Source organism: Kordiimonas lipolytica (assembly GCF_001550065.1).
Genome location: NZ_LRUB01000032.1, coordinates 237,225 through 256,176 on the forward strand (window position 1 = coordinate 237,225; position 18,952 = coordinate 256,176).

At 60.0% G+C, this 18,952-nt stretch carries 22 protein-coding genes; 3 read left to right on the forward strand and 19 right to left on the reverse strand.

Going from position 1 to position 18,952, the window contains the following annotated elements; genetic code table 11:
* Positions 1–173: 173 nt before the first annotated feature.
* The 6 genes from rlmN to KORM41_RS16880 all read right to left on the reverse strand — a co-directional run bounded on the left by rlmN (position 174) and on the right by KORM41_RS16880 (position 6,240).
* Positions 174–1,391 carry a 23S rRNA (adenine(2503)-C(2))-methyltransferase RlmN gene (gene rlmN / locus KORM41_RS16855; protein ID WP_068150931.1) on the reverse strand — a complete coding sequence of 406 codons (1,218 nt, stop codon included), beginning with the start codon at positions 1,389–1,391 and terminating at the stop codon, positions 174–176.
* Between the two features lie 166 nt (positions 1,392–1,557).
* Positions 1,558–2,940 carry an MATE family efflux transporter gene (locus KORM41_RS16860; RefSeq protein WP_068151158.1) on the reverse strand — a complete coding sequence of 461 codons (1,383 nt, stop codon included), beginning with the start codon at positions 2,938–2,940 and terminating at the stop codon, positions 1,558–1,560.
* Between the two features lie 314 nt (positions 2,941–3,254).
* On the reverse strand, positions 3,255–3,518 hold the full coding sequence (locus KORM41_RS22295) for a hypothetical protein (RefSeq protein ID WP_231727313.1): 264 nt from the start codon (positions 3,516–3,518) through the stop codon (positions 3,255–3,257).
* A 163-nt stretch (positions 3,519–3,681) separates the two neighbouring features.
* Positions 3,682–4,203 (reverse strand): invasion associated locus B family protein, encoded by a 522-nt coding sequence (locus KORM41_RS16870; RefSeq protein WP_068150936.1) that lies wholly within the window; start codon positions 4,201–4,203, stop codon positions 3,682–3,684.
* A gap of 60 nt (positions 4,204–4,263) precedes the next feature.
* Positions 4,264–4,830 (reverse strand): RNA methyltransferase, encoded by a 567-nt coding sequence (locus KORM41_RS16875; RefSeq protein ID WP_068150939.1) that lies wholly within the window; start codon positions 4,828–4,830, stop codon positions 4,264–4,266.
* Positions 4,831–4,938: 108 nt separating this feature from the next.
* Complete coding sequence (locus KORM41_RS16880; protein ID WP_068150942.1) at positions 4,939–6,240, reverse strand: MFS transporter; 1,302 nt, start codon at positions 6,238–6,240, stop codon at positions 4,939–4,941.
* A gap of 107 nt (positions 6,241–6,347) precedes the next feature.
* Here KORM41_RS16880 and ispZ point away from each other — a divergent pair, with 107 nt between their 5' ends.
* Positions 6,348–6,980, forward strand: a complete 633-nt coding sequence (gene ispZ, locus KORM41_RS16885; protein ID WP_068150944.1) for a septation protein IspZ — start codon at positions 6,348–6,350, stop codon at positions 6,978–6,980.
* Here ispZ and KORM41_RS16890 read toward each other — a convergent pair.
* From KORM41_RS16890 to ccmA, 12 genes are all read right to left on the reverse strand, one after another.
* Entirely contained in the window at positions 6,977–7,765 is a 789-nt protein-coding gene (locus KORM41_RS16890) for a sulfotransferase domain-containing protein (protein WP_068150947.1), read from the reverse strand. The genes ispZ and KORM41_RS16890 overlap by 4 nt on opposite strands.
* A 105-nt stretch (positions 7,766–7,870) precedes the next feature.
* Positions 7,871–8,395 carry an NUDIX hydrolase gene (locus KORM41_RS16895; protein WP_068150951.1) on the reverse strand — a complete coding sequence of 175 codons (525 nt, stop codon included), beginning with the start codon at positions 8,393–8,395 and terminating at the stop codon, positions 7,871–7,873.
* Between the two features lie 49 nt (positions 8,396–8,444).
* The gene (locus tag KORM41_RS16900; RefSeq protein WP_068150954.1) at positions 8,445–8,804 is read right to left on the reverse strand and encodes a hypothetical protein; all 360 of its coding nucleotides are present in this window, start codon (positions 8,802–8,804) and stop codon (positions 8,445–8,447) included.
* A 152-nt stretch (positions 8,805–8,956) separates the two neighbouring features.
* The gene (ccmI, locus tag KORM41_RS16905; RefSeq protein WP_068150955.1) at positions 8,957–10,045 is read right to left on the reverse strand and encodes a c-type cytochrome biogenesis protein CcmI; all 1,089 of its coding nucleotides are present in this window, start codon (positions 10,043–10,045) and stop codon (positions 8,957–8,959) included.
* The gene (locus tag KORM41_RS16910; RefSeq protein WP_068150958.1) at positions 10,042–10,506 is read right to left on the reverse strand and encodes a cytochrome c-type biogenesis protein; all 465 of its coding nucleotides are present in this window, start codon (positions 10,504–10,506) and stop codon (positions 10,042–10,044) included. Before KORM41_RS16910 ends, ccmI begins: the two co-directional genes overlap by 4 nt.
* Positions 10,503–11,033, reverse strand: a complete 531-nt coding sequence (locus KORM41_RS16915) for a DsbE family thiol:disulfide interchange protein (RefSeq protein WP_068150961.1) — start codon at positions 11,031–11,033, stop codon at positions 10,503–10,505. Before KORM41_RS16915 ends, KORM41_RS16910 begins: the two co-directional genes overlap by 4 nt.
* Before the next feature lie 2 nt (positions 11,034–11,035).
* Positions 11,036–13,006 (reverse strand): heme lyase CcmF/NrfE family subunit, encoded by a 1,971-nt coding sequence (locus KORM41_RS16920; RefSeq protein ID WP_068150963.1) that lies wholly within the window; start codon positions 13,004–13,006, stop codon positions 11,036–11,038.
* The gene (ccmE, locus tag KORM41_RS16925) at positions 13,003–13,482 is read right to left on the reverse strand and encodes a cytochrome c maturation protein CcmE (protein WP_068150966.1); all 480 of its coding nucleotides are present in this window, start codon (positions 13,480–13,482) and stop codon (positions 13,003–13,005) included. The genes KORM41_RS16920 and ccmE overlap by 4 nt, the downstream gene beginning before the upstream one ends.
* Positions 13,482–13,661: a heme exporter protein CcmD gene (gene ccmD / locus KORM41_RS16930; protein WP_068150971.1), complete on the reverse strand. Its 180-nt coding sequence runs from the start codon at positions 13,659–13,661 to the stop codon at positions 13,482–13,484. The genes ccmE and ccmD overlap by 1 nt, the downstream gene beginning before the upstream one ends.
* Entirely contained in the window at positions 13,661–14,380 is a 720-nt protein-coding gene (locus tag KORM41_RS16935; protein ID WP_068150973.1) for a heme ABC transporter permease, read from the reverse strand. Before KORM41_RS16935 ends, ccmD begins: the two co-directional genes overlap by 1 nt.
* Before the next feature lie 75 nt (positions 14,381–14,455).
* A complete protein-coding gene (ccmB, locus tag KORM41_RS16940) occupies positions 14,456–15,148 on the reverse strand; it encodes a heme exporter protein CcmB (protein WP_231727314.1) in 693 nt (230 codons plus the stop codon).
* Positions 15,145–15,828: a heme ABC exporter ATP-binding protein CcmA gene (gene ccmA / locus KORM41_RS16945; RefSeq protein WP_068150981.1), complete on the reverse strand. Its 684-nt coding sequence runs from the start codon at positions 15,826–15,828 to the stop codon at positions 15,145–15,147. Before ccmA ends, ccmB begins: the two co-directional genes overlap by 4 nt.
* Before the next feature lie 154 nt (positions 15,829–15,982).
* Between ccmA and KORM41_RS16950 the strand changes: the two genes are divergently transcribed.
* Complete coding sequence (locus KORM41_RS16950) at positions 15,983–17,440, forward strand: phospholipase D-like domain-containing protein (RefSeq protein ID WP_068150985.1); 1,458 nt, start codon at positions 15,983–15,985, stop codon at positions 17,438–17,440.
* A 2-nt stretch (positions 17,441–17,442) separates the two neighbouring features.
* On the opposite strand, the gene KORM41_RS16955 is transcribed toward KORM41_RS16950, so the two are convergent.
* Entirely contained in the window at positions 17,443–17,961 is a 519-nt protein-coding gene (locus tag KORM41_RS16955) for an Mpo1 family 2-hydroxy fatty acid dioxygenase (RefSeq protein WP_068150988.1), read from the reverse strand.
* Between the two features lie 122 nt (positions 17,962–18,083).
* Between KORM41_RS16955 and KORM41_RS16960 the strand changes: the two genes are divergently transcribed.
* A complete protein-coding gene (locus KORM41_RS16960) occupies positions 18,084–18,947 on the forward strand; it encodes a crotonase/enoyl-CoA hydratase family protein (RefSeq protein ID WP_068150993.1) in 864 nt (287 codons plus the stop codon).
* The last annotated feature ends 5 nt before the right edge of the window (positions 18,948–18,952 follow it).

The following is an 18,952-nucleotide window of genomic DNA, read 5'->3' on the forward strand; positions in this document are numbered from 1 at the left end:
CCAGCATGATGACCAACCGTTTGCTCCGTCGCGGACTTCGAGTGTGGGAATGTTGCGTCGCTCACCGTGGCCAGCGACTCGTGCCCTGCGGAGTCGAGTCGCCGTTAACCTTTTCCGTCTGAAAAGGTTAACAGTTAGTTAAAATCAGACCCCGTCTATCCCAACCAGAGGGCCTAGGTCAGGCCGGTTGAGGTGTGGTGCGGCTCGGTGGTCGCAGTCGCCGCCGCTGCGGCCTCTGCTTCCCGTGCCAGCGCAGCTTTCGATTTCTTCTCAGATGCCGACTTCAGCTGCCCGCATGCCGCCATGATATCGCGCCCGCGCGGGGTGCGGATCGGGGCGGAAATGCCGCCTTCATAAACAAGGTCAGAGAAGCGCTGGATCTGGCCCCAGTCGCTGCATTCATAGTCCGTGCCCGGCCATGGGTTGAACGGGATCAGGTTCACCTTCGCCGGCAGCTTGTATTTGCGGATCAAACGCACCAGCTCGCGCGCGTCGGCGTCGCTGTCGTTCACGCCTTTGAGCATAGCATACTCAAACGTGATACGGCGGGCGTTGTGCGCACCGGGATAGTTGGCGCACGCCTTCAGCACTTCTTCAAGGCCGTACTTCTTGTTGATCGGCATGATCTCGGACCGCACATCATCGCGCACCGCGTGCAGCGATACTGCCAGGTTCACGCCGATTTCCTTGCCGCAGCGCTCCATGTGCGGCACCACGCCGGATGTGGAAAGCGTGATGCGGCGGCGGGAAAGCTGGATGCCTTCCTCGTCCATGATGATCTCAAGCGCTTTCTTCACATTGTCGAAGTTATAGAGCGGCTCGCCCATGCCCATCATCACGATGTTGGTCACGCGTCGGCCTTCGGTCGGGTTTTCCCACTCGCCCAAATCGTCGCGCGCGATCATCATCTGGGCCACAATCTCGGCCGCCGTCAGGTTGCGCACAAGCCGCATGGTCCCCGTGTGACAGAACTTGCAATTGAGCGTGCAGCCCACTTGTGATGACACACACAGCGTGCCGCGATCTTCCTCGGGGATATAAACAGCTTCGGCCTCATTGCCATCAGCGAAGCGGATCAGATATTTGCGCGTGCCGTCGTTTGAATATTGCGCTTCGACAATCTCTGGCCGCGTGATGGTGAAATGCTCCGCCAGCTTCGCGCGCACATCCTTCGAGATATTGGTCATATCGTCGAACGAGGATACGCCGCGGTGATAAAGCCAGTGCCACACCTGCGTGGTGCGCATGCGCACCTGCTTTTCGGCCACGCCGATCTCTGCAATGGCGGCTTTCAGCTCATCGCGGTCGAGCCCAAGGATATTGAGCTTGTCGTCAGCAGCTGGAATACGAGGGGAAACGATCGGCTCCTGGCCGTTCGGGGTAATCTGCATCGTGTTAACTCCTGCCTTTTCCGGGGGTATGTCCCGGTCCAGGGCGTTTCAGGCTGCGGGCGTTCCACCACACAGCGGGTTATCCTGTTGGCGCGCCTTATACGCCTGCGCCCGGCGTTTGTAAAGAAAAGGCGAGGCCCCGGTTTCCCGAAGCCCCGCCCCTTGATTACGCCTGCCGGAACAGGCCCCACTTCAGCGCTTGCCGCTTGCGCGCGTTATTCAGCGTGACCACCGCCAGCAGCAAAAGGCACAGCTCCGCCACCGGCCCGGCCCACCAGATGCCCACCTCGCCGAACAGCTTCGGCATCAGGAACACCAGCGGGATGGCGAACAGATAGGGTTTCGTGAGCCCCAATAGTGCGGCCTGCGCCACCTTGCCGATGGCCTGGAAATAGTTCGCGAGCAAGAGAAGCGGCCCGCCGATGGCGAACATGGACACCATCACCGGCATGATGCGCACAATCTCCGCCACTACGCTGGCATCATCCACGAACATGTATCCGATGCGGCTGGCGAAAGTGATCAGCGCGGCTTCCACCAACAGGCAATAGGCCAGTGCCACCGCAATCGCGAGACCGAGGCCGCGGTTCGAGCGGTGCCACAGTTCAGCGCCGTAATTGTTGCCCACAATCGCCTGCATGGCCTGCGACAGCCCAAGAAGCGGCAGGATCACAAAGGTGGTGGTGCGCGTGATGATGCCGTAGGCCGAAACGGTTTCGCCATACTGGCTGGTTTCCACCAGCTGAAGCGACGCCAGAACCGCCGCGGAGACGAGCGACACCCCCAGGAAATTGAGGCTGGGCGGAATGCCAAGCGCAAGCGTTGCCCGCCAGCGCACGTGCAGGCCGTGCGCCAGGAAGGCAGATGGCCTGATGACTGTGCGGCCCCATGTGCGGTAGGCGATCACGCAGGCGAAGGCCACAAGCTGCGCCAGCACCGTGCCGTATGCAGACCCCGCCACGCCAAACTCAAGCCGTGCGATCAGCACATAGTTGAAGACGATATTCAGCACCGAGACCATCAGGCTGATGCCCGCCATCAGGCCCAGGTGCCCTTCGCTCCGCATCGCGTCAGAATTTAGCGACAGGGTGAACATGATGGGCGATGCGACAATCATAATGCTGATATAGGTATGGCCCATATCGGCCATCGGCCCCGCGCTGCCCGCGAACAGGCGCGCCATGTCGGTGCCAACCACACTGAAAGCCGCGATCAGCACGCAGCAGATCAGGAACGCAAGGCCGTGCGCGCCCACAAAAACCGCCTGCGCGTCATCATGATTGCCCGCGCCAAGGGCACGCGACACCTGGCTGGCCATGCCGCTTGACACCAGCGTCGAAAGCGCAACAAGCAGCATGAAAATGGGGAACATCAGCGTCACGGCGCCAAGCGCCTCAGGCCCCACATAAAGACCGAGGAACAAGGCATCGATAAGCGTCACCGCCCCGTTCATGCCCATGACAATGATGATGGGGAGCGCCGTTCTTGCGAAAACGCCGCCCAGTGATCCAGTGAGATAAGGGTTACTGGATGAGAGATTATTAGACACGGAAATTTCCTTTGTCTGGCCTCTCAAATCAGGGATGGTTGCCCGCATTGCCACCGGCTTGAAAGGCCGTATGGAAATTCATGTCCATGAATCCAGCACTTCACCAAGACAATGTCCGCGGGCGGCGGGCGGCTGGAGCCCATGCGCGGCTTATACGCCCGAAAAAGCCGATTGTAAACCGGGCGCGGGCGAGTAGGCAAGTCCAGCACCTGGGCACCGGGCGGGGAATTGGTCGCGCAGGCTGGCGGCATAGAAGACGCCCTCGTCTTCGCCCGCCGCCAGAATGGCGGCTGGCAGGGCAAGACAGTCGGCCTCTAGACTTGGCCTGCCAGCAGTTCTTCAATGTATATGGGGTTTGGGTTTTCTGCTGGTCGCAGGTCCACGCGACCATTTGACCGCCTGTAATGCGCTTCGATCTCGTCGAGCGTCTCTTGATCCGCGTCTCTAGCCAGGCTTCTCACTTCCTGCTGATGCCACCGACAGAAATCGGCACCGTAGTCGTTCGGCGACACCTCCAGAAAATATGCCGCCAGAGCGATAAACTGGTCCTTTGAAAAGCGCCACCTTACCACATACAAAAAGGAACAGTGGGGTTCATACGCGGTCTCAACCCAAAGTGCGCTGCATTCTGGGCACTCGAGCAAAATCAGCCAGCCACCGCACGCCCGGGCCAGTTCTTGCCCATCAGGAACAGGACCGGTCCAAAGACTTTTTCGATCAGACAGGCAGGTACCACACATGTTACCGACAGGCTCTCGACGCCGCATTGTAGGCGGCGGTGAAGCCGCGCAGGCTGAAGGTGTCTCGGGTGTTGGTGCCGCGCTGGCTGGTGGCGCGGACTTCGAGGTTGATGCCCGCTTTCATGGCGGCCACGACGCTCCTATCATCCTTCGGGTCATAGGCCCAGGCGCCCGAGCCTTCGGTGAAGAACTGGTAATTCTTCTGGCCGTCCACGCTGATGCGCGCTTCGCTGCCCTGCCGGATCGGGTAACCCACCACCACATTCACTTCATCCGTCACGCCAAAGGCAGGCCGGTGAGAGACTGTCATATAGATATCGCCACGGCTGGCGCCCTTGCGGCTGATCCAGGTTTTCTTCGGGACAGAGATCACATAGCAAACCTTGCTTGAGCCCGAGCCCGCAACCATGGCGTCCCAATCCTGATGGGTGGAAAGCTTGCGCGGGGTGCCCTGCGCAATAGCCGCTGCGGTGAAGCTGGTGACAAGAAGTGCCGTGAGTGTGAATGCCTTAAGCTGTCTCATAGGTTCCCTGTTTTCCCGGTTTACTCTCAAATCTGCGGCGTGCGCCCTAAAGCATATGCCTTACTTGGTCTCATTCTTCAACCGGCGTTCAATCCGGCTGAAACGGCCGCCATGCACATGGGCCGGCTTCTCTATCGGTTTGCCGCCCGGCATCACCGGCCTTTCGGCGAAACCGCCGAGTAAGCGCAGGCGGTCATACATGACTATAGCACCTGCAGTGGCCACGTTAAGGCTGAACTTTGTCGGGATTTTGATCATATAGTCGCAGCGCTCTGCCATGGCGGGGGAAAGACTGGTGCGCTCACCCCCCAGCACATAGACAGCCTGCACCGGATGGCGAAAGCTTGGCAGGTCCACGGCATCGTCTGTCATCTCGATGCCCACAAGCTGGCAGCCCTGCGGCACATGCACATCTGCCGCCGTTTCATAATTATAAAAGGGGATCTGCGTGCTGCTTTTTGACGTGTCGGCGAAATCAGCGGTCACGAGCTCGCCAGTGTGGGAGATTTTCATCGGGTTCACAGCAAAAGCGAAAGACGCGCCAAAGGAATGGGCCGTGCGCACCAGATTGCCCACATTGCCCTCTTTTGACGGGCCGTCGATCCCGATCCCGAAATAGCCGCGCATGGTCACTCCAAGCTTAAAATTGCCGCCACGCTTTCCCTGAGGATGGTGACCAGTTCCTCATCCATGTACCCATAGTCGTCCGGGATATCAAGGACGTGAGGATATTGGTCACACACCAGTGACCTCGTCCTTCACCCCTTCAGGAACGCTGAAGCGGCTGGCATAGGGGTGGAAGGCGCCCACGCCGCAGGCCAGCATGATGGCCGCCGAGGCAACAAGAAGCGCGCCTTCAAGGTTGATCTCGAACGCTGTGCCCATGATTACTGCGGCGATGGGCAACAGGCCGACCGACATGAACATGAGAAGGCTCATGACCCGGCCCAGGAGTTTTTCCGGCGTACGGTTCTGCAGAAGCGTGGTGAAATGCACCCACACCCAGCTGTCGCCACTGCCCGCGATAAAGAAAACCACCATGCCCCACCAATAGGGCGGGTAAAGCACAATGAGTGCAATCGTCGCGCCCGAAAAGCAGAAGAGCGAGAACATGATGCGGATGACACTCTCATCCCGAGGTGCCTTGAAAATCCCGGCCGAGGACGCACCAAGGAAGGCCCCGCTGCCATATGCCGCGATCTGCAGGCCGTAAATATAGGCACCTTCTTCGAACCTGAGGTCAGCAAGCGCGGGCAGGCCCACGAAAATCGGCGCCTGGAAGAAGAACTCAAGCGCGGCGATGCCCAGGAACCCCAGCCGGAAGGCGGGCACGGACCAGACAAAGCGGACAGCCACCTTGATCTCCTCCAGCATGGAGGTGCCGCCCTCATCTTCTTTCTCCAGATTGCGCGTGCGCACAAAAAGGAGCGTGAGCGCAGAGGCAAAGAAGGTCAGGCCGTCAAGCGCGAAGGCGCGCGCCAGCCCCTGCTGGTCGTCGCCCAGGCCAATCGTGTGGGCGGCCACGGAATGGGTGCCCAGGCTAGCTTCGCCCGCAATCACGAACCCTGCGATCAGCGGCCCGATGATCACGCCCAGCCACATGGTGGTCTGGACAAGTGCGTTGCCTTCCTTCAGCTGGTCTTTCTTGACCAGGCTGGGAACAATCGAAGTGGTCGCGGGGTAGAAGAAGGCGTCGGCCACGCCGAATGCCAGCGCAATGGCGAAAACAATCACGATCGTGACGCTGCCTATGAACAGCAGATAAGCAAGCAGCGCCATCAGCCCCATGCGGATGACGTTGGTATAAAGCATCACCTTGCGGGGGCTGGTGCGGTCCACCACCGCGCCGCCCATCAGCATCAGGATCGCGCGCGGCAGGCCCTGAGCCGCAAACACCAAGCCCATCATGAATTCACTACCTGTCAGCTGCAGCACCAGCCAGGGGAAGGCAAGCATGCTGATATGATCCCCGATCACGGAGATAAATTCCCCGATCCAGAAGATACGGAAGTTGCGATCTTTCAAAACCTGCAGCATAACTAGCCTGCTTTCCTGCGTTGGTGGTGCGCTATCTAGCCAGCATGCCCGCGAACCGGCAAGCGAGAAATGTGATCACAAATTTGCGATGAGGCACCGAAACCACGATGGATGACAAAAAGGCAACAGCTGAACTGACCCCAGAAGGCAAGCCAAAGCTGACCGGCTGGCGCAAATTCATGCTGGATTTCGGCCCGCTCCTGGTGTTTTTCCTGGCGTTCCGTATTGGCGAGGGCGACGAGCGTATCATCAACGCCACAATCCCCTTCATGATCGCGATTATTGTTGCCGCCATCTATTCCAAAGTGAAACAGGGCCATGTCAGCGCCATGCACAAATTCACGCTTGTGGTGGTGATGGTGATGGGCGGCTTGACCCTGTGGCTGCAAAGCGATGTCTTTGTGAAGATGAAGCTGACGCTGATCAATGGTGTGTTCGCCTCTATCCTGCTGTTCGGCCTTTTGACCGGGCGGCTTTACATCAAATCGATCATGGAGCTGGCCTTCCACCTGCCGGATACGGCCTGGCGGACGCTGACACGCAACTATGCCATCTTCTTCATCGCGACCGCGCTTCTGAATGAGCTGATCTGGCGCACCCAAAGCGACGATTTCTGGATCAATTTCAAGACATTCGGCTATATAGGGCTGAACTTTGTCTTCCTGATGGCGCACATGCCCATGCTGATGAAGCATATGCCGGAAGAAGACGATCCCGATTCTGACCAGCCAAAACCCTAGGGTTTCAGGCGCTCGATCCAGCTGTCATCCTTTTCATAGCCCAGGATTTCAAGGGACTGCTGGTGTTTCTCCGCAAAGGCACGCCCCAGCGCCTGGTCAAACACAGTTTTCCATTGCTGCTTCTTGCCCGACCGCCCGTGCCCACCGACTGCATTCTTGTTATTGAACAGTGAATGCTTGAGAAAGGCGGGCGACGCTATCCTGAACGGCAGCTTCAGATACCGGCAGATTTTCCGGAACTCGGCAAGCTCGGTGTCCTCAATCAGGTCCTCATATCTGACCGTCAGGAAATTCCTGTCCAGAAAGGCTTGTTGCGCGCTGTCGCCTTTGGCGTCAGTCATGGCCGCGATGGTATCGGCGGCCACATTGTCCATTTCAAACCGGTAGCGATCTACCATCGCGTCAAAGCTATTGATCATCTCGGCGTAGGTCTTGCCATCAAAAAAGGGCTTAGCTTCATGAAGCCAGGGCTCAACCGATTTCCCATGATAGTGCGCGCCGGAGATCACCACATCCCGCGGGTCCCGGATAATACGAATGCCCCGCACCTTCTTGGTCAGGAAGGGTTCGGGAAAAGCCGTGTGATCTTCAAGATAGATGGTGCCGTGGTCCGGCTCAAAGGCAGTGTCCTGCACATCCCGCAAATCCACAAAGCCTGCACCAGCAGCCTTCGCAATATCCTTGAACACCCGCCTCATCCAGACCGTGCCTGTCTTGTGGTAGGTACCAACACAGCGGATTGGTGGTTCGGACGGGAAAATCAGGTCAGCCAGGCGGCGCAGCATAGGAATTCAACATTTTTTGGGAACATCAGGTTCCTGACATACACGCATTAGAGGCCCAAATAAAGCCTTCCGAGCAGACTTCAGGGTGATGGCCCGCCTTGGGCGCTACACAGGATTGGTGAAAGGCGCGAAACCGGATTTCCCCATGGCCTCCCGATAGTGCGCAAGCACCCAGTGCACGCTTGGGAAAGCCAGATCGTCCCAGGGGATGTCTTCCCACGCGAACAGGCCAACCTCCAGGCTTTCAAACCCCGGTGCGAAGTCTGGCGCATTGAGCGTCGCCCGATACATCATGTGTACCTGACTGATATGCCGGACCGAATAGATGGCCAGAAGGTCGCGAATCTCAATATGTGCTGTTGCTTCCTCATAGGCTTCGCGCACAGCGCCCTCGTCCGGGCCTTCGCCCATCTCCAGAAAGCCGGCTGGGATGGTCCATTTGCCTTTTTGCGGATAAATGGCGCGCTTGCACAAAAGGATTTTGCCGTCATGCTCCACCACTGCGCCCGCAATGATGCGCGGGTTCTCATAAGCGATAAAGCCACAGTCACGGCAGACAAGCCGTTCACGCTCATCGCCGTCAGGGACGGTATGATGGAAATTCTTCGGTGGTCTTGTTGGGTCAGCCATACCCTGAAATCTAAGGCGGACCGGCGCCCTGTCCAGCCCTTAATCTACGCTAGACCCGAATATCAATGATCTGCCCAAGCGGCACATCGCGCTGGCTTGATAATTGCTCGGAAAGCCGCCCGATAGGTGCTTCGCGCTGGCCCGTGCCAATATCGCTGACGCGGCTTTGCGCAGCCTCAAGCTCCTGCGCGGACGACAGGTTTCCACTGCGGTTCGATTTTTCCGATTGCTGCGCCGGTGCCTGACGGTTGCCTTCGCTCTGGCGCGCGCGGATGCGCTCCTCGATCACGTCCGTCGGGCGGGGCGTCAGGTCGAGCTTGTTGACTGCTGCCCGCTGGCCGCGGCCACTTTGAAGCTGCGCCTGCAGTTGGGACTGGAGCCCAGAGGCGTTCGGGTTAATGTCGACCATGGTCTTTTGACCTCAATCTCACGGGTAAGGCTATTTTAGCGCTTGAATCTGGCAGACGAATTCTTCGGGCCGATTGATGTTCCGGTTTCCTCAGGAGCCTTTTGGGTCAAAGCTCCTGACGCGCAGCATACTGCGCAATTCTGACCAGAGTGTTAAAGATTGGGGTCCGAACGCAAATTGTCAAGAAACGCCTGCAGGCCAGCTGCCTTTTCGCCCGAAACATGGCTCAGACCGCGTTCAAGGGCGTCAATTGCCGCTTCTTTGTCGCCCAGCGTCAGGTGTGACCGCGCCAGCATGAGCCAGCCTTGAGGGTCATCCGGCGCCGATTCGAGCCGCGCTTCAAGCCGCTCCATCATGCTGGCGATAAAGGCCTGGCGCTCTTCTTCGGTCATGCCCTCAACCGATGCCATCTGGTCCTGCGTCAGCTTCGGCGGCGCCACGCCAAGGGTTGAAAGCTGGCGCTGGAGCATCGGCATCCAGGGCGCGTCAGGCGAAGACCTGTCAGCAAGCGCGGTCCAGGCAGCCTTCGCACCCATTTCGTCACCGGCCTGAAGCCGGGCAAGGCCCAGATAATATTGCCCCGCCGCGTGATCCGGGAAATCCTGAATCAGACCCGCGAGCACAAGGCGCGCGGACGGCGAAATCTGGCCAGACGACATGGCGATCATCGCCTCAAGCTGCTGCGCGCGCCACGTAGCGTTCGCAGGGTCCAGCTCTGCCAGTTTACTGAAGGCGTTTGCGGCTGTTGAGAAATCCCTGACTGACCGTGCGGTTTTTGCCAGAACCTCCCAGGCCTTCATATCCAGCGGGTTGTCCCTAAGGTGCTTCTTGATGGTCTTTATGGCTTCACCGAAAGTCATGCCGCCTTCTTCAACCAGTTGGTCAAGCCCGCTGACCACCATGCCGGGTTTGGCCGGCAGCGTCGGGCGGCCCATAAAGCCGTATAGCGCAAAGGCGGCAACAAGGGCAGCGCCCGCAATCAGGAAAGGCAGGCGCCCATCTCCTGCAGCGGAGCCAGCCCGCGTCTGCTGTTTGGCAGCCTTTAGGATGCGGCGCTCGACCTCCAGCTTTGCCGCACGCGCGCTTTCCGCATCCACCATGCCGCGTGCCTCGTCTTCCGAAATCTCTTCAAGCTGGGCACGGTAATGGTCCAGCGGATCAACGGTTTCACCGCGGCGACGCCCCATGATCAATGTGGCTGCTGCCAGAAGTGCGGTCAGGACAAGAAGAAGCCAAATCATTTATCTTCCTCCCGCTTGCCAAGGATTTTTTCGAGCTCCGCCTGCTCATCCGCGCTCAGCGGCTTTGGCACCACGGGCGCTTTCCGCGAGCGAAGCACCATATAAAGCACCAGCCCAAGGAAGATGAAGGGCGATCCCCACAGGAAATAGGTGCTTTTCTTGAAGGGCGGCTCCAGGAGGACATAGTCGCCGTAGCGGTCCACCAGATAGGCCTTCACATTGTCGGGCGTGTCGCCCATGGCGATCCGTTCGCGCACAATCTGCCGAAGGTCGCGCGCGATATCGGCGTTTGAATCCTCAATCGACTGGTTCTGGCACACCACGCAGCGCAGCTCTTTCATCAGGTCGCGCGCCATGGCTTCCTTGGCCGGGTCCGCAAGCGGCTTTTCGTCCACCGCGACAGACAGCGCCGCCACGGACATCGCAATCGCGATCAGAAGTGCAGTAAATGCCCGCATCATTTGGCTGCCTCCAGGGCTGGAAGCACCTTGGCTTCAAGCCCGTCACCCACAATCGGGCCCCAGTGGCGGTAGACAACCGTGCCGCTGCCGTCCACCAGAAACGTCTCCGGCACGCCGGTCACGCCCCAGTCAATCGCCACGCGGCCATCAAGGTCAGCGCCGGTTTTGGTGAAAGGGTCACCCAGTTCATCCAGGAAGGCGAGCGCCCGGTCAGGCGTATCCTTATAGGCAATGCCGATCACCCTTGCGCCATGCTCACGCGCCAGCGCCATCAGGCTTTCGTGTTCGGCGCGGCAGGGCACGCACCAGCTGGCAAAGAAATTCACAAATACAGGCTGGCCGGTCTTGAGGTCCGCACTTGAAAGCGCAGGCGCGTCCGGCTCAAGGCCCGGAATCGAGAAGGTCGGCGCGGGCTTGCCGATGATCACGCTTTTGATCTCATTCGGGTTGCGGTCTTCGTCTGTCATCATGAAGAAGAACAGGCCGAACATGGAAAGCACAATAACAAGGGGAACGAACCGCTGCATGATCAGGCCTCCGCTTTCACTTGCTTCGCCTTGGGCGCGCCGATCCGGAGCCGGCGATCACTGAGCGACAGGAAGCCCCCCAGCACCATCAGCGCGGCACCCAGCCAAAGGCCGGAAACGAAGGGCTTGAAATAAAGCCGGACAGACCAGCGCCCGCCGCCCGCGGCTTCGCCGATCACGGCATAGAGGTCCCCCGACGCCAGCGACAGGATCGACGCTTCGGTCGTGTTCATCACCGGGTCCGTATAAAGCCGGTCCTGCGGGTCCAGCGTGCCAATCGCGCCCTTGGTTTTGTGGCTGGCGAAGAAATAGCCCTCAATGGCGGTAAAGTTCGGCCCGACAACCGGTTTCACACCGTCAAAACGGATGTCATAGTCGCCCACTGTAGCTGTGTCCCCGGGTTCCATTACCAGAAGCTTTTCTTCGGTCCAGGCCTCGGAAATGGTGATGCCGAACAGGAGCACGGCAACGCCAGTATGTGCCAGGCTCATACCCCAGCTGGCGCGCGGCAGGCCCTTGACCCGACGCAGGAAGGCGGATGGGTTTTTGAAAAGCTGCGTGCGCTCAGCGATTTCCAGAACCACTGACGCCAGAAGCCAGGTGGCCAGCACCAGACCGAAAGCTGTCATCAGGATACCGCCCGCCGACTGCCAAAAGACGTAAAGCCCAACCACCAGCGCCACAATCGCGGCGGGCAACAGCGTTGTGGCCGCGCGCGGAAGTCGCCCACGCTTCCAGGCCAGCAAGGGCCCGAAGCCGAGTGCGACGATAAGGGGGCTCATCAGCACCACAGCGCCATATTCAAAGAAAGGCGCCCCCACACTGATCTGTCCGGCGTTTGCCGCTTCCAAAAACAGCGGATAAAGCGTGCCCACAAGCACCACGCCCGCAAAAGTGGACAACAGGACGTTATTGAGCACAAGCGCGCTTTCGCGGCTCACGAGCCCAAACAGGCCACCCGGCGTCAGCTTTGGTGCGCGCCAGGCATAAAGCGCCAGCGATCCACCGACCACCACCACCAGGAAGCCCAGGATAAAGACACCGCGCGCCGGGTCATTGGCAAACGCATGCACGCTGGTGATCACGCCCGAGCGCACAAGGAAGGTCCCGAGAAGGCTGAAGGAAAAGGCAACAATCGACAGCAGGATCGTCCAGCTTTTGAGCGCGTCGCGCTTCTCGACCACGATAGCGGAATGCAAAAGCGCAGTTGCCACCAGCCAGGGCATGAAGCTTGCGTTCTCGACCGGGTCCCAGAACCACCAACCGCCCCAACCAAGCTCATAGTAGGCCCACCAGGACCCAAGGATGATACCGGCTGTCAGGAACATCCAGGCCACCAGCGTCCAGGGCCGCACCCAGCGCGCCCAAAGGGGGGTCACCTCACCTTCAATCAGCGCTGCGACCGCAAAGGAAAAGGCAACCGACAGGCCCACATAGCCGAGGTACAGCATGGGTGGATGAAAAGCGAGGCCGGGGTCTTGCAACAAGGGGTTCAACCCATTGCCTTCAATCGGCGCCGGGTCAAGCCTGAGGAACGGGTTGCTGGTGAAAACGATGAACAGCAGGAAGCCAAGCACCAGGGCGCTCTGGACCGCGATCACCCGCGTACGGAAGCGTTGCGGCAGTTTCTTACCCTTGACCGAAAGCGCGGCTGCGAAAAGCGTGAGCATCAACACCCACAAAAGGAGGCTGCCCTCGTGGTTGCCCCAAACACCCGCGATTTTATAGAGGAGCGGCTTGGCCGTGTGCGAATTGGCAGCCACAGCATAAACGGAGAAGTCCGAGATCAGATAGCTGTAGGTCAGCGCGCCAAAGGCGATCAGGGCCATCAGGAACTGGCCAAGGGCCGTGTTGTCGGCCACCGTCATCAGGCGGCTGTCGGCGCGGGCAATGCCCACATGCGGCACGGTTGCGCCCAGAAGCGCCAGTATCAGCGCCATGATGGTGGCGAAATGGCCGAGCTCTGCGATCATCGGCCGGTCTGCCCCGCTGTCAGGGCTTCGGGGTGGCTGCAGGCCTCTTCATTCTTTGGCATGGTGCCGGGGGCGGCGTAGTTTTCGTCATGCTTGGCCAGAACCGTATCGGCCACAAACACGCCTTCAGCATTCAAGGCGCCTTCGGACACCACGCCCTGGCCTTCGCGGAACAGGCTGGGCAGCATGCCGGTGAAGCGCACCGGAATATCCGCCGCACAGTCCGTCACACGGAACTCGTACGTCAGGCCATCGTCCTTGCGCTCGAACGTACCCGTTTCCACCAGACCACCCAGGCGGAAGCGCTGGCCGGGGGCGACTTTTTGCTGGAACACTTCGCTGGGCTGCAGGAACAGATTGAAGCTGCCCGTCTGGCGCCCGGCGAACACAATCAGGAAGGCCGCAAGCGCAAGCACAGCCACGGCCACGATCATCACCACAAGGCGCTGTTTCTTCCGTGTCTTCAAGCCCGCCATCAATTGTCTCCCGCCGTCGGTTTCTTGCGCCGCTTGGGTCGCATGCGTTCCACCTGTTCAGCTGCCGCCTTGTTGGCGCGCAAGCTCATGACCAAAAGCGCCACCAGCCCAACCGCGGTCACGCCGTAAGCGCCCCACACGAAGGGGCCAACGCTGCCCATGTCGAAAAGGTCTGTCATCAGCCGTTCACCCTGCTCATGCGCAAAACACTGAGTTTGCGGCGGTTGATCTCAAGCTTCATCCTATAGAGAAACACGACGACAAAATAGGCCTTGAAGGCGATGGCCATGGTGAACAAGGGCCACAGCATCTCACCGCTGATGGTCGGGCCATCCAGGCGGAAGACGCTCGCTGGCTGATGGAGCGTGTTCCACCATTCGACCGAGAATTTGATGATCGGCAGGTTGATTACGCCCACAAGCGCCAGAATCGAAGCCGCGCGGCCCGCCTTTTCTTCCTCATCCATGCTGCGCCAGATGGCCATATAGCCAAGATACAGGAAGAACAGCACTAAGACCGATGTCATGCGGCCGTCCCACTGCCAATAGGTGCCCCAGGTGGGCTTGCCCCACAGCGCGCCGGTGATCAGCGCAAGGGCCGTAAAGGTGGCGCCGATGGGCGCGGCGGCCTTGCCTGCCAGGATCGCCAGCGGATGGCGCCAGACAAATTCGGTGAAGCTTGCGCCCGCCACCACCAGATAGCAGAACATGGCCATCCAGGCTGCAGGCACATGCACATACATGATGCGCACGCTTTCGCCCTGCTGCCGGTCCGGCGGGCTGCCAAAGAAGGCCAGATAGAGGCCGTAAATCAGGCATGCTGCCAGCACAAGTTTCGCCCATGGCAGAATCTTGTCTGCCAGGCGGTTGAACTGGGCTGGATTGGCGAATCTATGCATGGCCCTTACCTATAGTGAACCCCCTTTGGCCGCAAGTGCGACTTGATGCCTCACACACCCTTGTTATCCCCAGCGCTATTCAAGCGATAGCCGGAGCGCCTGCGCGCTGACGAACGGCCCCACCACAAGCGCCAGCAAACTGGCGGCCCCCAGAAGCGCAAGCGGCTGGGTAGCGTCCACCAGCCCGGCTGTTGCGTCCACCGCGCCAACGGCGAAAATCAGCGTTGGCACATATAAGGGAAGTACGAGAAGCGACAGCAGCACCCCTCCCCTGCGCACCGATACCGTCAGCGCCGCGCCCATGCTGCCGATCAGACTGAGCGCGGGCGTGCCGACCAGGAGCGATATCAGCAGCGTACCATAAGCGCCGTCCGGCAGGTTCATCAGCATGCCCAGGATGGGCGAGACGACAACAAGCGGCAGCACAGTGGAGACCCAGTGCGCCAAGATCTTGGCCGCGGCCACACCTGTCAGCCCGAGGGGTGACAGGGCCAGATCATCCAGGCTACCGTCCTCAAAATCCGCCTGATAGAGCCGATCAAGGCTGATCAGACAGGCAAGCAAAGCCACCACCCAGATCACGCCCGGCGCGATGCGTGCCAGCACCTGCGGTTCCGGCCCCACACCAAACGGGAACAATGTGACGGCGATCAGGAAAAAGCTGAGCGCCATGGTGCCCGTGCCGCCCTGCGACCAGGCAAGGCGCACGTCACGCCTGACGATGCCGAAGAAAATGCCGCTAAGGGAAGTTTCCTGAGCCGAGGTCACAACCATTCCTCCTCAAGCTCGATTTCCGGTTGGTAGTCGCGCATGTCGATCATCGCACCCTCAACGCCAATCGGGTCATGGGTCGCGGCGATGATCATGCCGCCCATGTCCAGATGCTTGCGCATCAGAGCCGCGAGCGCATCGCGGTTCTCGGCATCCAGGCCCACGGTGGGTTCATCCATCAGCCACAGGGGGCGCGAAAGGTACGCAAAGCGCATCAGGTTGGACCGGTGCCGCTGCCCGCTTGAAAAATAGCGCACAGGCTGGTCCAGAAGCCCGGTCAGTGCGAACACTTCAGCGGCTTCAGCGAGCGCTACGTCGCCCACCGCACGGCCGGTCATGAGGCGCATGAGCTCACGCGCGTTTTCCCGAAGCGTCAAAACGGGCTTCAGCGCATTGTCGTGCCCGGCGTAAATCAGCGCTTCCGAAAGCGCCGCGTCGCCATGCGCCCAAGCCTCATCGCCATACTTGAGCGTGCCGCCCTGGGCGCGCAAGAACCCCGCAATCAGGCGCAACAGCGTCGATTTGCCGCTGCCGTTTTTGCCCCTGAGGTACAGAAGCTCACCCGGTTTCACTTCGAAAGAAAGATGGTCGAACACCATTCGCCCGCCCCGGAAACAGGCAAGGTCGTCTGCCCGCAAAGGCTTGGGCGCGGTCGCGAATGTTGAAGTCAAGGCCATTGGCGCACGCTAGCGCCATTCAATCCCCCGCTCAAGCAAGAAATCAGCCAGCAATTTCAGCTATCTAAGGTCATGCACCGAATTCCTTATTGGCCCTTCACACCGTGGGCTAATCCCCTATATGGTGTTGTAGCGACTACGGGAATGGGGATGTATGAATCTGGAAGCACTGATATGGCCTAACGGCTGGCTGATTGTGGGCTTTGTTTTCCTGGCCCAGATTTTGGCCAGCGTCCACATTCTGCGCACCAAAGACGATGTGCGGTCGGCCATCACATGGATCGGCCTTGTCTGGATCGCGCCCATGCTGGGGCTTCTGAGCTACTTCCTGTTCGGCATCAGCCGCATCCGGCGCCGGGCCCGGCGCGTGCGGGAACGCCAGGGCATGGCGCCCCGGTCCGCCGACACCCACGACCCCGAAGGCCCGTGCCTGACAGAAGGCGTGCCCGAAGCCCCCAATCGCTGGCAGGCTCATGCGCGCCTTGGCGGCAGGGTGACCAACCTGCCGCTGACCATGGGCAACAGCATTGAAGCCCTGGCCGGTGGGCGCGAGGCCTATGACGCCATGATCCAGGCGATCGATGCCGCAGAACGCACCGTGGCACTCACCACCTATATCTTCCAGGCCGACCAGGCCGGCAGGCGCTTTGTCGCGGCGCTGGCTCGCGCGCACGAACGCGGCGTTCAGGTGCGGGTGCTGGTGGATGCCGTGGGCAACCTTTATGGCCTCAAGCCTGTGTCGAACCTTCTCAGGCGGCGCGGCGTGCCCGTGGCGGTGTTCAACCCCGCGCGGCTGTCCTGGCGGCTGGCCTTCTTCAACCTGCGCACCCACCGGAAGCTTCTTATCGTTGACGGCAACACAGGCTTTGCCGGCGGCATGAATATCCGCAAACACCATCTGGAACGATCAGACGGCAGCCCGCGTGTGCGCGATACGCACTTTCGCCTGAAGGGCCCGATTGTCAGCCAGATGATGGAAGCCTTCGCCGATGACTGGGCCTTTTCCACCAAGGAAGACCTGGATGATGACGTGTGGATGCCGCCAGCTGAGCCGCAACACCCTGGTGTAACGGCCCGCGCCATCCCGGATGGGCCGGACGAATATTACCACAAAACCGCGATGATCATGGAAAGCGCACTGGGGGGCGCGCGCAAACGCGTGCAGCTGGTGACACCCTATTTCCTGCCTGAACCGGCGCTGATCTCTGCGCTCAAGCAGGCGGCGCTCAGGGGCGTGCAGGTGGACATTCTGGTGCCCAGCCAGAACAACCTGCCCTTCTTTGCGCTGTCGTCGCTTTCAGGCGCGCGGCAGCTCGTGCAGATCGGCTGCAATCTGCATCTGTCCGATCCGCCGTTTGACCATACCAAACTGATGATCGTGGATGACGACTGGGTGCTGTTCGGGTCATCGAACTGGGACGCGCGGTCACTGAAGCTGAACTTCGAATTCAATGTGGAATGCTATGACACGGCGCTGGCCATGACCATGACCAAATGGGTGCGCAAGCGCATGGCGGGCGCCACGCTGATGACGGCGGAAGACTTCAAGAACCGCTCCACCTTCAAGCGTGCAATGGGACGCGTGCTGTGGCTTCTTAGTCCTTACCTTTAAGGTTATTCACCCTTCGGCAGATATTTGACAGCGCGGGCTTCCACGTCTGCCTTCAGCGCCTGCTCCAGCCCCAGCATGAACAGCACCTCTGCGATCAGGAAGGCTGGCGCAATGAATACCTGGGTCAGGTTGTCAAAAAGCGCGGGCTTGCGGCCTTCGAAAATATGGCCGGTGAACTGGATGACCCAACCAACAAGGAAAAGAACCACAAAGCTTTTGACGGCAAAGACTGTGCCTTCAAGCGCCATCACTTCCGCGAAATACAAAAGCGCTCCATAGATCAGCACCGCGATCGTGCCGATAAGCGGGGCATTGACGATATAGTATAAAAGGAGCACGCCGATAAGCACGGCGGCAAGCGTGAAGCGCCCGACCTCGAAGGTCATCAAGGGCACGGTGCTGGCAAGCACCAGAAGCGAGAAAACGATCATCGGCACGCCGATATGGTGCGTTGCCTGGTTGCGGCCGTCGCGGTGATAGGCCGAATACATCGCCAGTTGTTCCAGAAACCAAGTTTTCATGCGTGCCTCCCTCCCACAGGATTTCGCCTAAAATGGACTGAACAGTCTTGAAAGGCAAGCGCTACCACCCTTCCCAAATGCGCCCTGCGCCCTAGTCTCTATGACAAACAGGGAGCACCATAATGAGCTATGAAACGCTGACATACGAACAGGACGGCCCGGTTGTGACTGTAACGCTGAACCGGCCAGACAATATGAATGCCTTCACCCCGACCATGGGGCGGGAGATGGAAGAGGTGCTGGACCGCGCGGACGCGGACGACAGCGTGCGCGCCGTCATCTTCACCGGGGCCGGGCGCGCCTTCTGTGCGGGCATGGATCTTTCGGCAGACGGCAATGTGTTCGGGCTGGACGAAAGCATCGACCCGCTATCCCCGGAGATGGAGCGGAACCGGGACACCGGCGGGCGCGTGGTGCTTCGGATGTACCGCATGAAAAAGCCGCTGATCGCAGCCATCAATGGCGCAAGCGTGGGCGTGGGCACCACCATGCAGCTGCCGATGGATGTGCGCATCGCATCGCCCTTCGCCAAGTTCGGTTTCGTGTTCGCAGAGCGCGGCATCACGCTGGAGAGCTGCTCAAGCTGGTTCCTGCCGCGCCTTGTGGGCATCGCGAAAGCCGCCGAATGGTCCTACACCGGTCGGGTATTCAAGGCTGATGAAGCACTTGAGGCCGGGCTGATTTCAGAGATTGTCGAACCCGACGCGCTGCTGGCCCGCGCGCGGGAGATCGCGGAGAGCTTTTCCGCCCGCACCAGCGCGATGTCGGTGGCGCTCAACCGCCAGCTTCTGTGGCGCATGATGGGCGCGAGCCACCCGATGGAGGCGCATAAGGCAGAGAGCCGCACCATGCTGCACACCAGCATCCGCGACGGCAAGGAAGGGGTGCAAAGCTTTTTGGAAAAACGCGACCCGGATTTCAAAGACCCGATCTCTGGCGGTGCGCCCGCGGGTTTCGACTGGGACGCCGAGCCCGATTTTTCCTGAACGGC

What these genes read in the sequence shown, in the direction of transcription:
- rlmN (WP_068150931.1), bottom strand. Translation starts at nt 1,391, where the DNA reads ATGCAGATTACCCCGAACGGCCAGGAGCCGATCGTTTCCCCTCGTATT.
- KORM41_RS16870 (WP_068150936.1), bottom strand. Translation starts at nt 4,203, where the DNA reads ATGAGACAGCTTAAGGCATTCACACTCACGGCACTTCTTGTCACCAGC.
- KORM41_RS16875 (WP_068150939.1), bottom strand. Translation starts at nt 4,830, where the DNA reads ATGCGCGGCTATTTCGGGATCGGGATCGACGGCCCGTCAAAAGAGGGC.
- KORM41_RS16880 (WP_068150942.1), bottom strand. Translation starts at nt 6,240, where the DNA reads ATGCTGCAGGTTTTGAAAGATCGCAACTTCCGTATCTTCTGGATCGGG.
- ispZ (WP_068150944.1), top strand. Translation starts at nt 6,348, where the DNA reads ATGGATGACAAAAAGGCAACAGCTGAACTGACCCCAGAAGGCAAGCCA.
- KORM41_RS16890 (WP_068150947.1), bottom strand. Translation starts at nt 7,765, where the DNA reads ATGCTGCGCCGCCTGGCTGACCTGATTTTCCCGTCCGAACCACCAATC.
- KORM41_RS16895 (WP_068150951.1), bottom strand. Translation starts at nt 8,395, where the DNA reads ATGGCTGACCCAACAAGACCACCGAAGAATTTCCATCATACCGTCCCT.
- KORM41_RS16900 (WP_068150954.1), bottom strand. Translation starts at nt 8,804, where the DNA reads ATGGTCGACATTAACCCGAACGCCTCTGGGCTCCAGTCCCAACTGCAG.
- ccmI (WP_068150955.1), bottom strand. Translation starts at nt 10,045, where the DNA reads ATGATTTGGCTTCTTCTTGTCCTGACCGCACTTCTGGCAGCAGCCACA.
- KORM41_RS16910 (WP_068150958.1), bottom strand. Translation starts at nt 10,506, where the DNA reads ATGATGCGGGCATTTACTGCACTTCTGATCGCGATTGCGATGTCCGTG.
- KORM41_RS16915 (WP_068150961.1), bottom strand. Translation starts at nt 11,033, where the DNA reads ATGCAGCGGTTCGTTCCCCTTGTTATTGTGCTTTCCATGTTCGGCCTG.
- KORM41_RS16920 (WP_068150963.1), bottom strand. Translation starts at nt 13,006, where the DNA reads ATGATCGCAGAGCTCGGCCATTTCGCCACCATCATGGCGCTGATACTG.
- ccmE (WP_068150966.1), bottom strand. Translation starts at nt 13,482, where the DNA reads ATGGCGGGCTTGAAGACACGGAAGAAACAGCGCCTTGTGGTGATGATC.
- ccmD (WP_068150971.1), bottom strand. Translation starts at nt 13,661, where the DNA reads ATGACAGACCTTTTCGACATGGGCAGCGTTGGCCCCTTCGTGTGGGGC.
- KORM41_RS16935 (WP_068150973.1), bottom strand. Translation starts at nt 14,380, where the DNA reads ATGCATAGATTCGCCAATCCAGCCCAGTTCAACCGCCTGGCAGACAAG.
- ccmA (WP_068150981.1), bottom strand. Translation starts at nt 15,828, where the DNA reads ATGGCCTTGACTTCAACATTCGCGACCGCGCCCAAGCCTTTGCGGGCA.
- KORM41_RS16950 (WP_068150985.1), top strand. Translation starts at nt 15,983, where the DNA reads ATGAATCTGGAAGCACTGATATGGCCTAACGGCTGGCTGATTGTGGGC.
- KORM41_RS16955 (WP_068150988.1), bottom strand. Translation starts at nt 17,961, where the DNA reads ATGAAAACTTGGTTTCTGGAACAACTGGCGATGTATTCGGCCTATCAC.
- KORM41_RS16960 (WP_068150993.1), top strand. Translation starts at nt 18,084, where the DNA reads ATGAGCTATGAAACGCTGACATACGAACAGGACGGCCCGGTTGTGACT.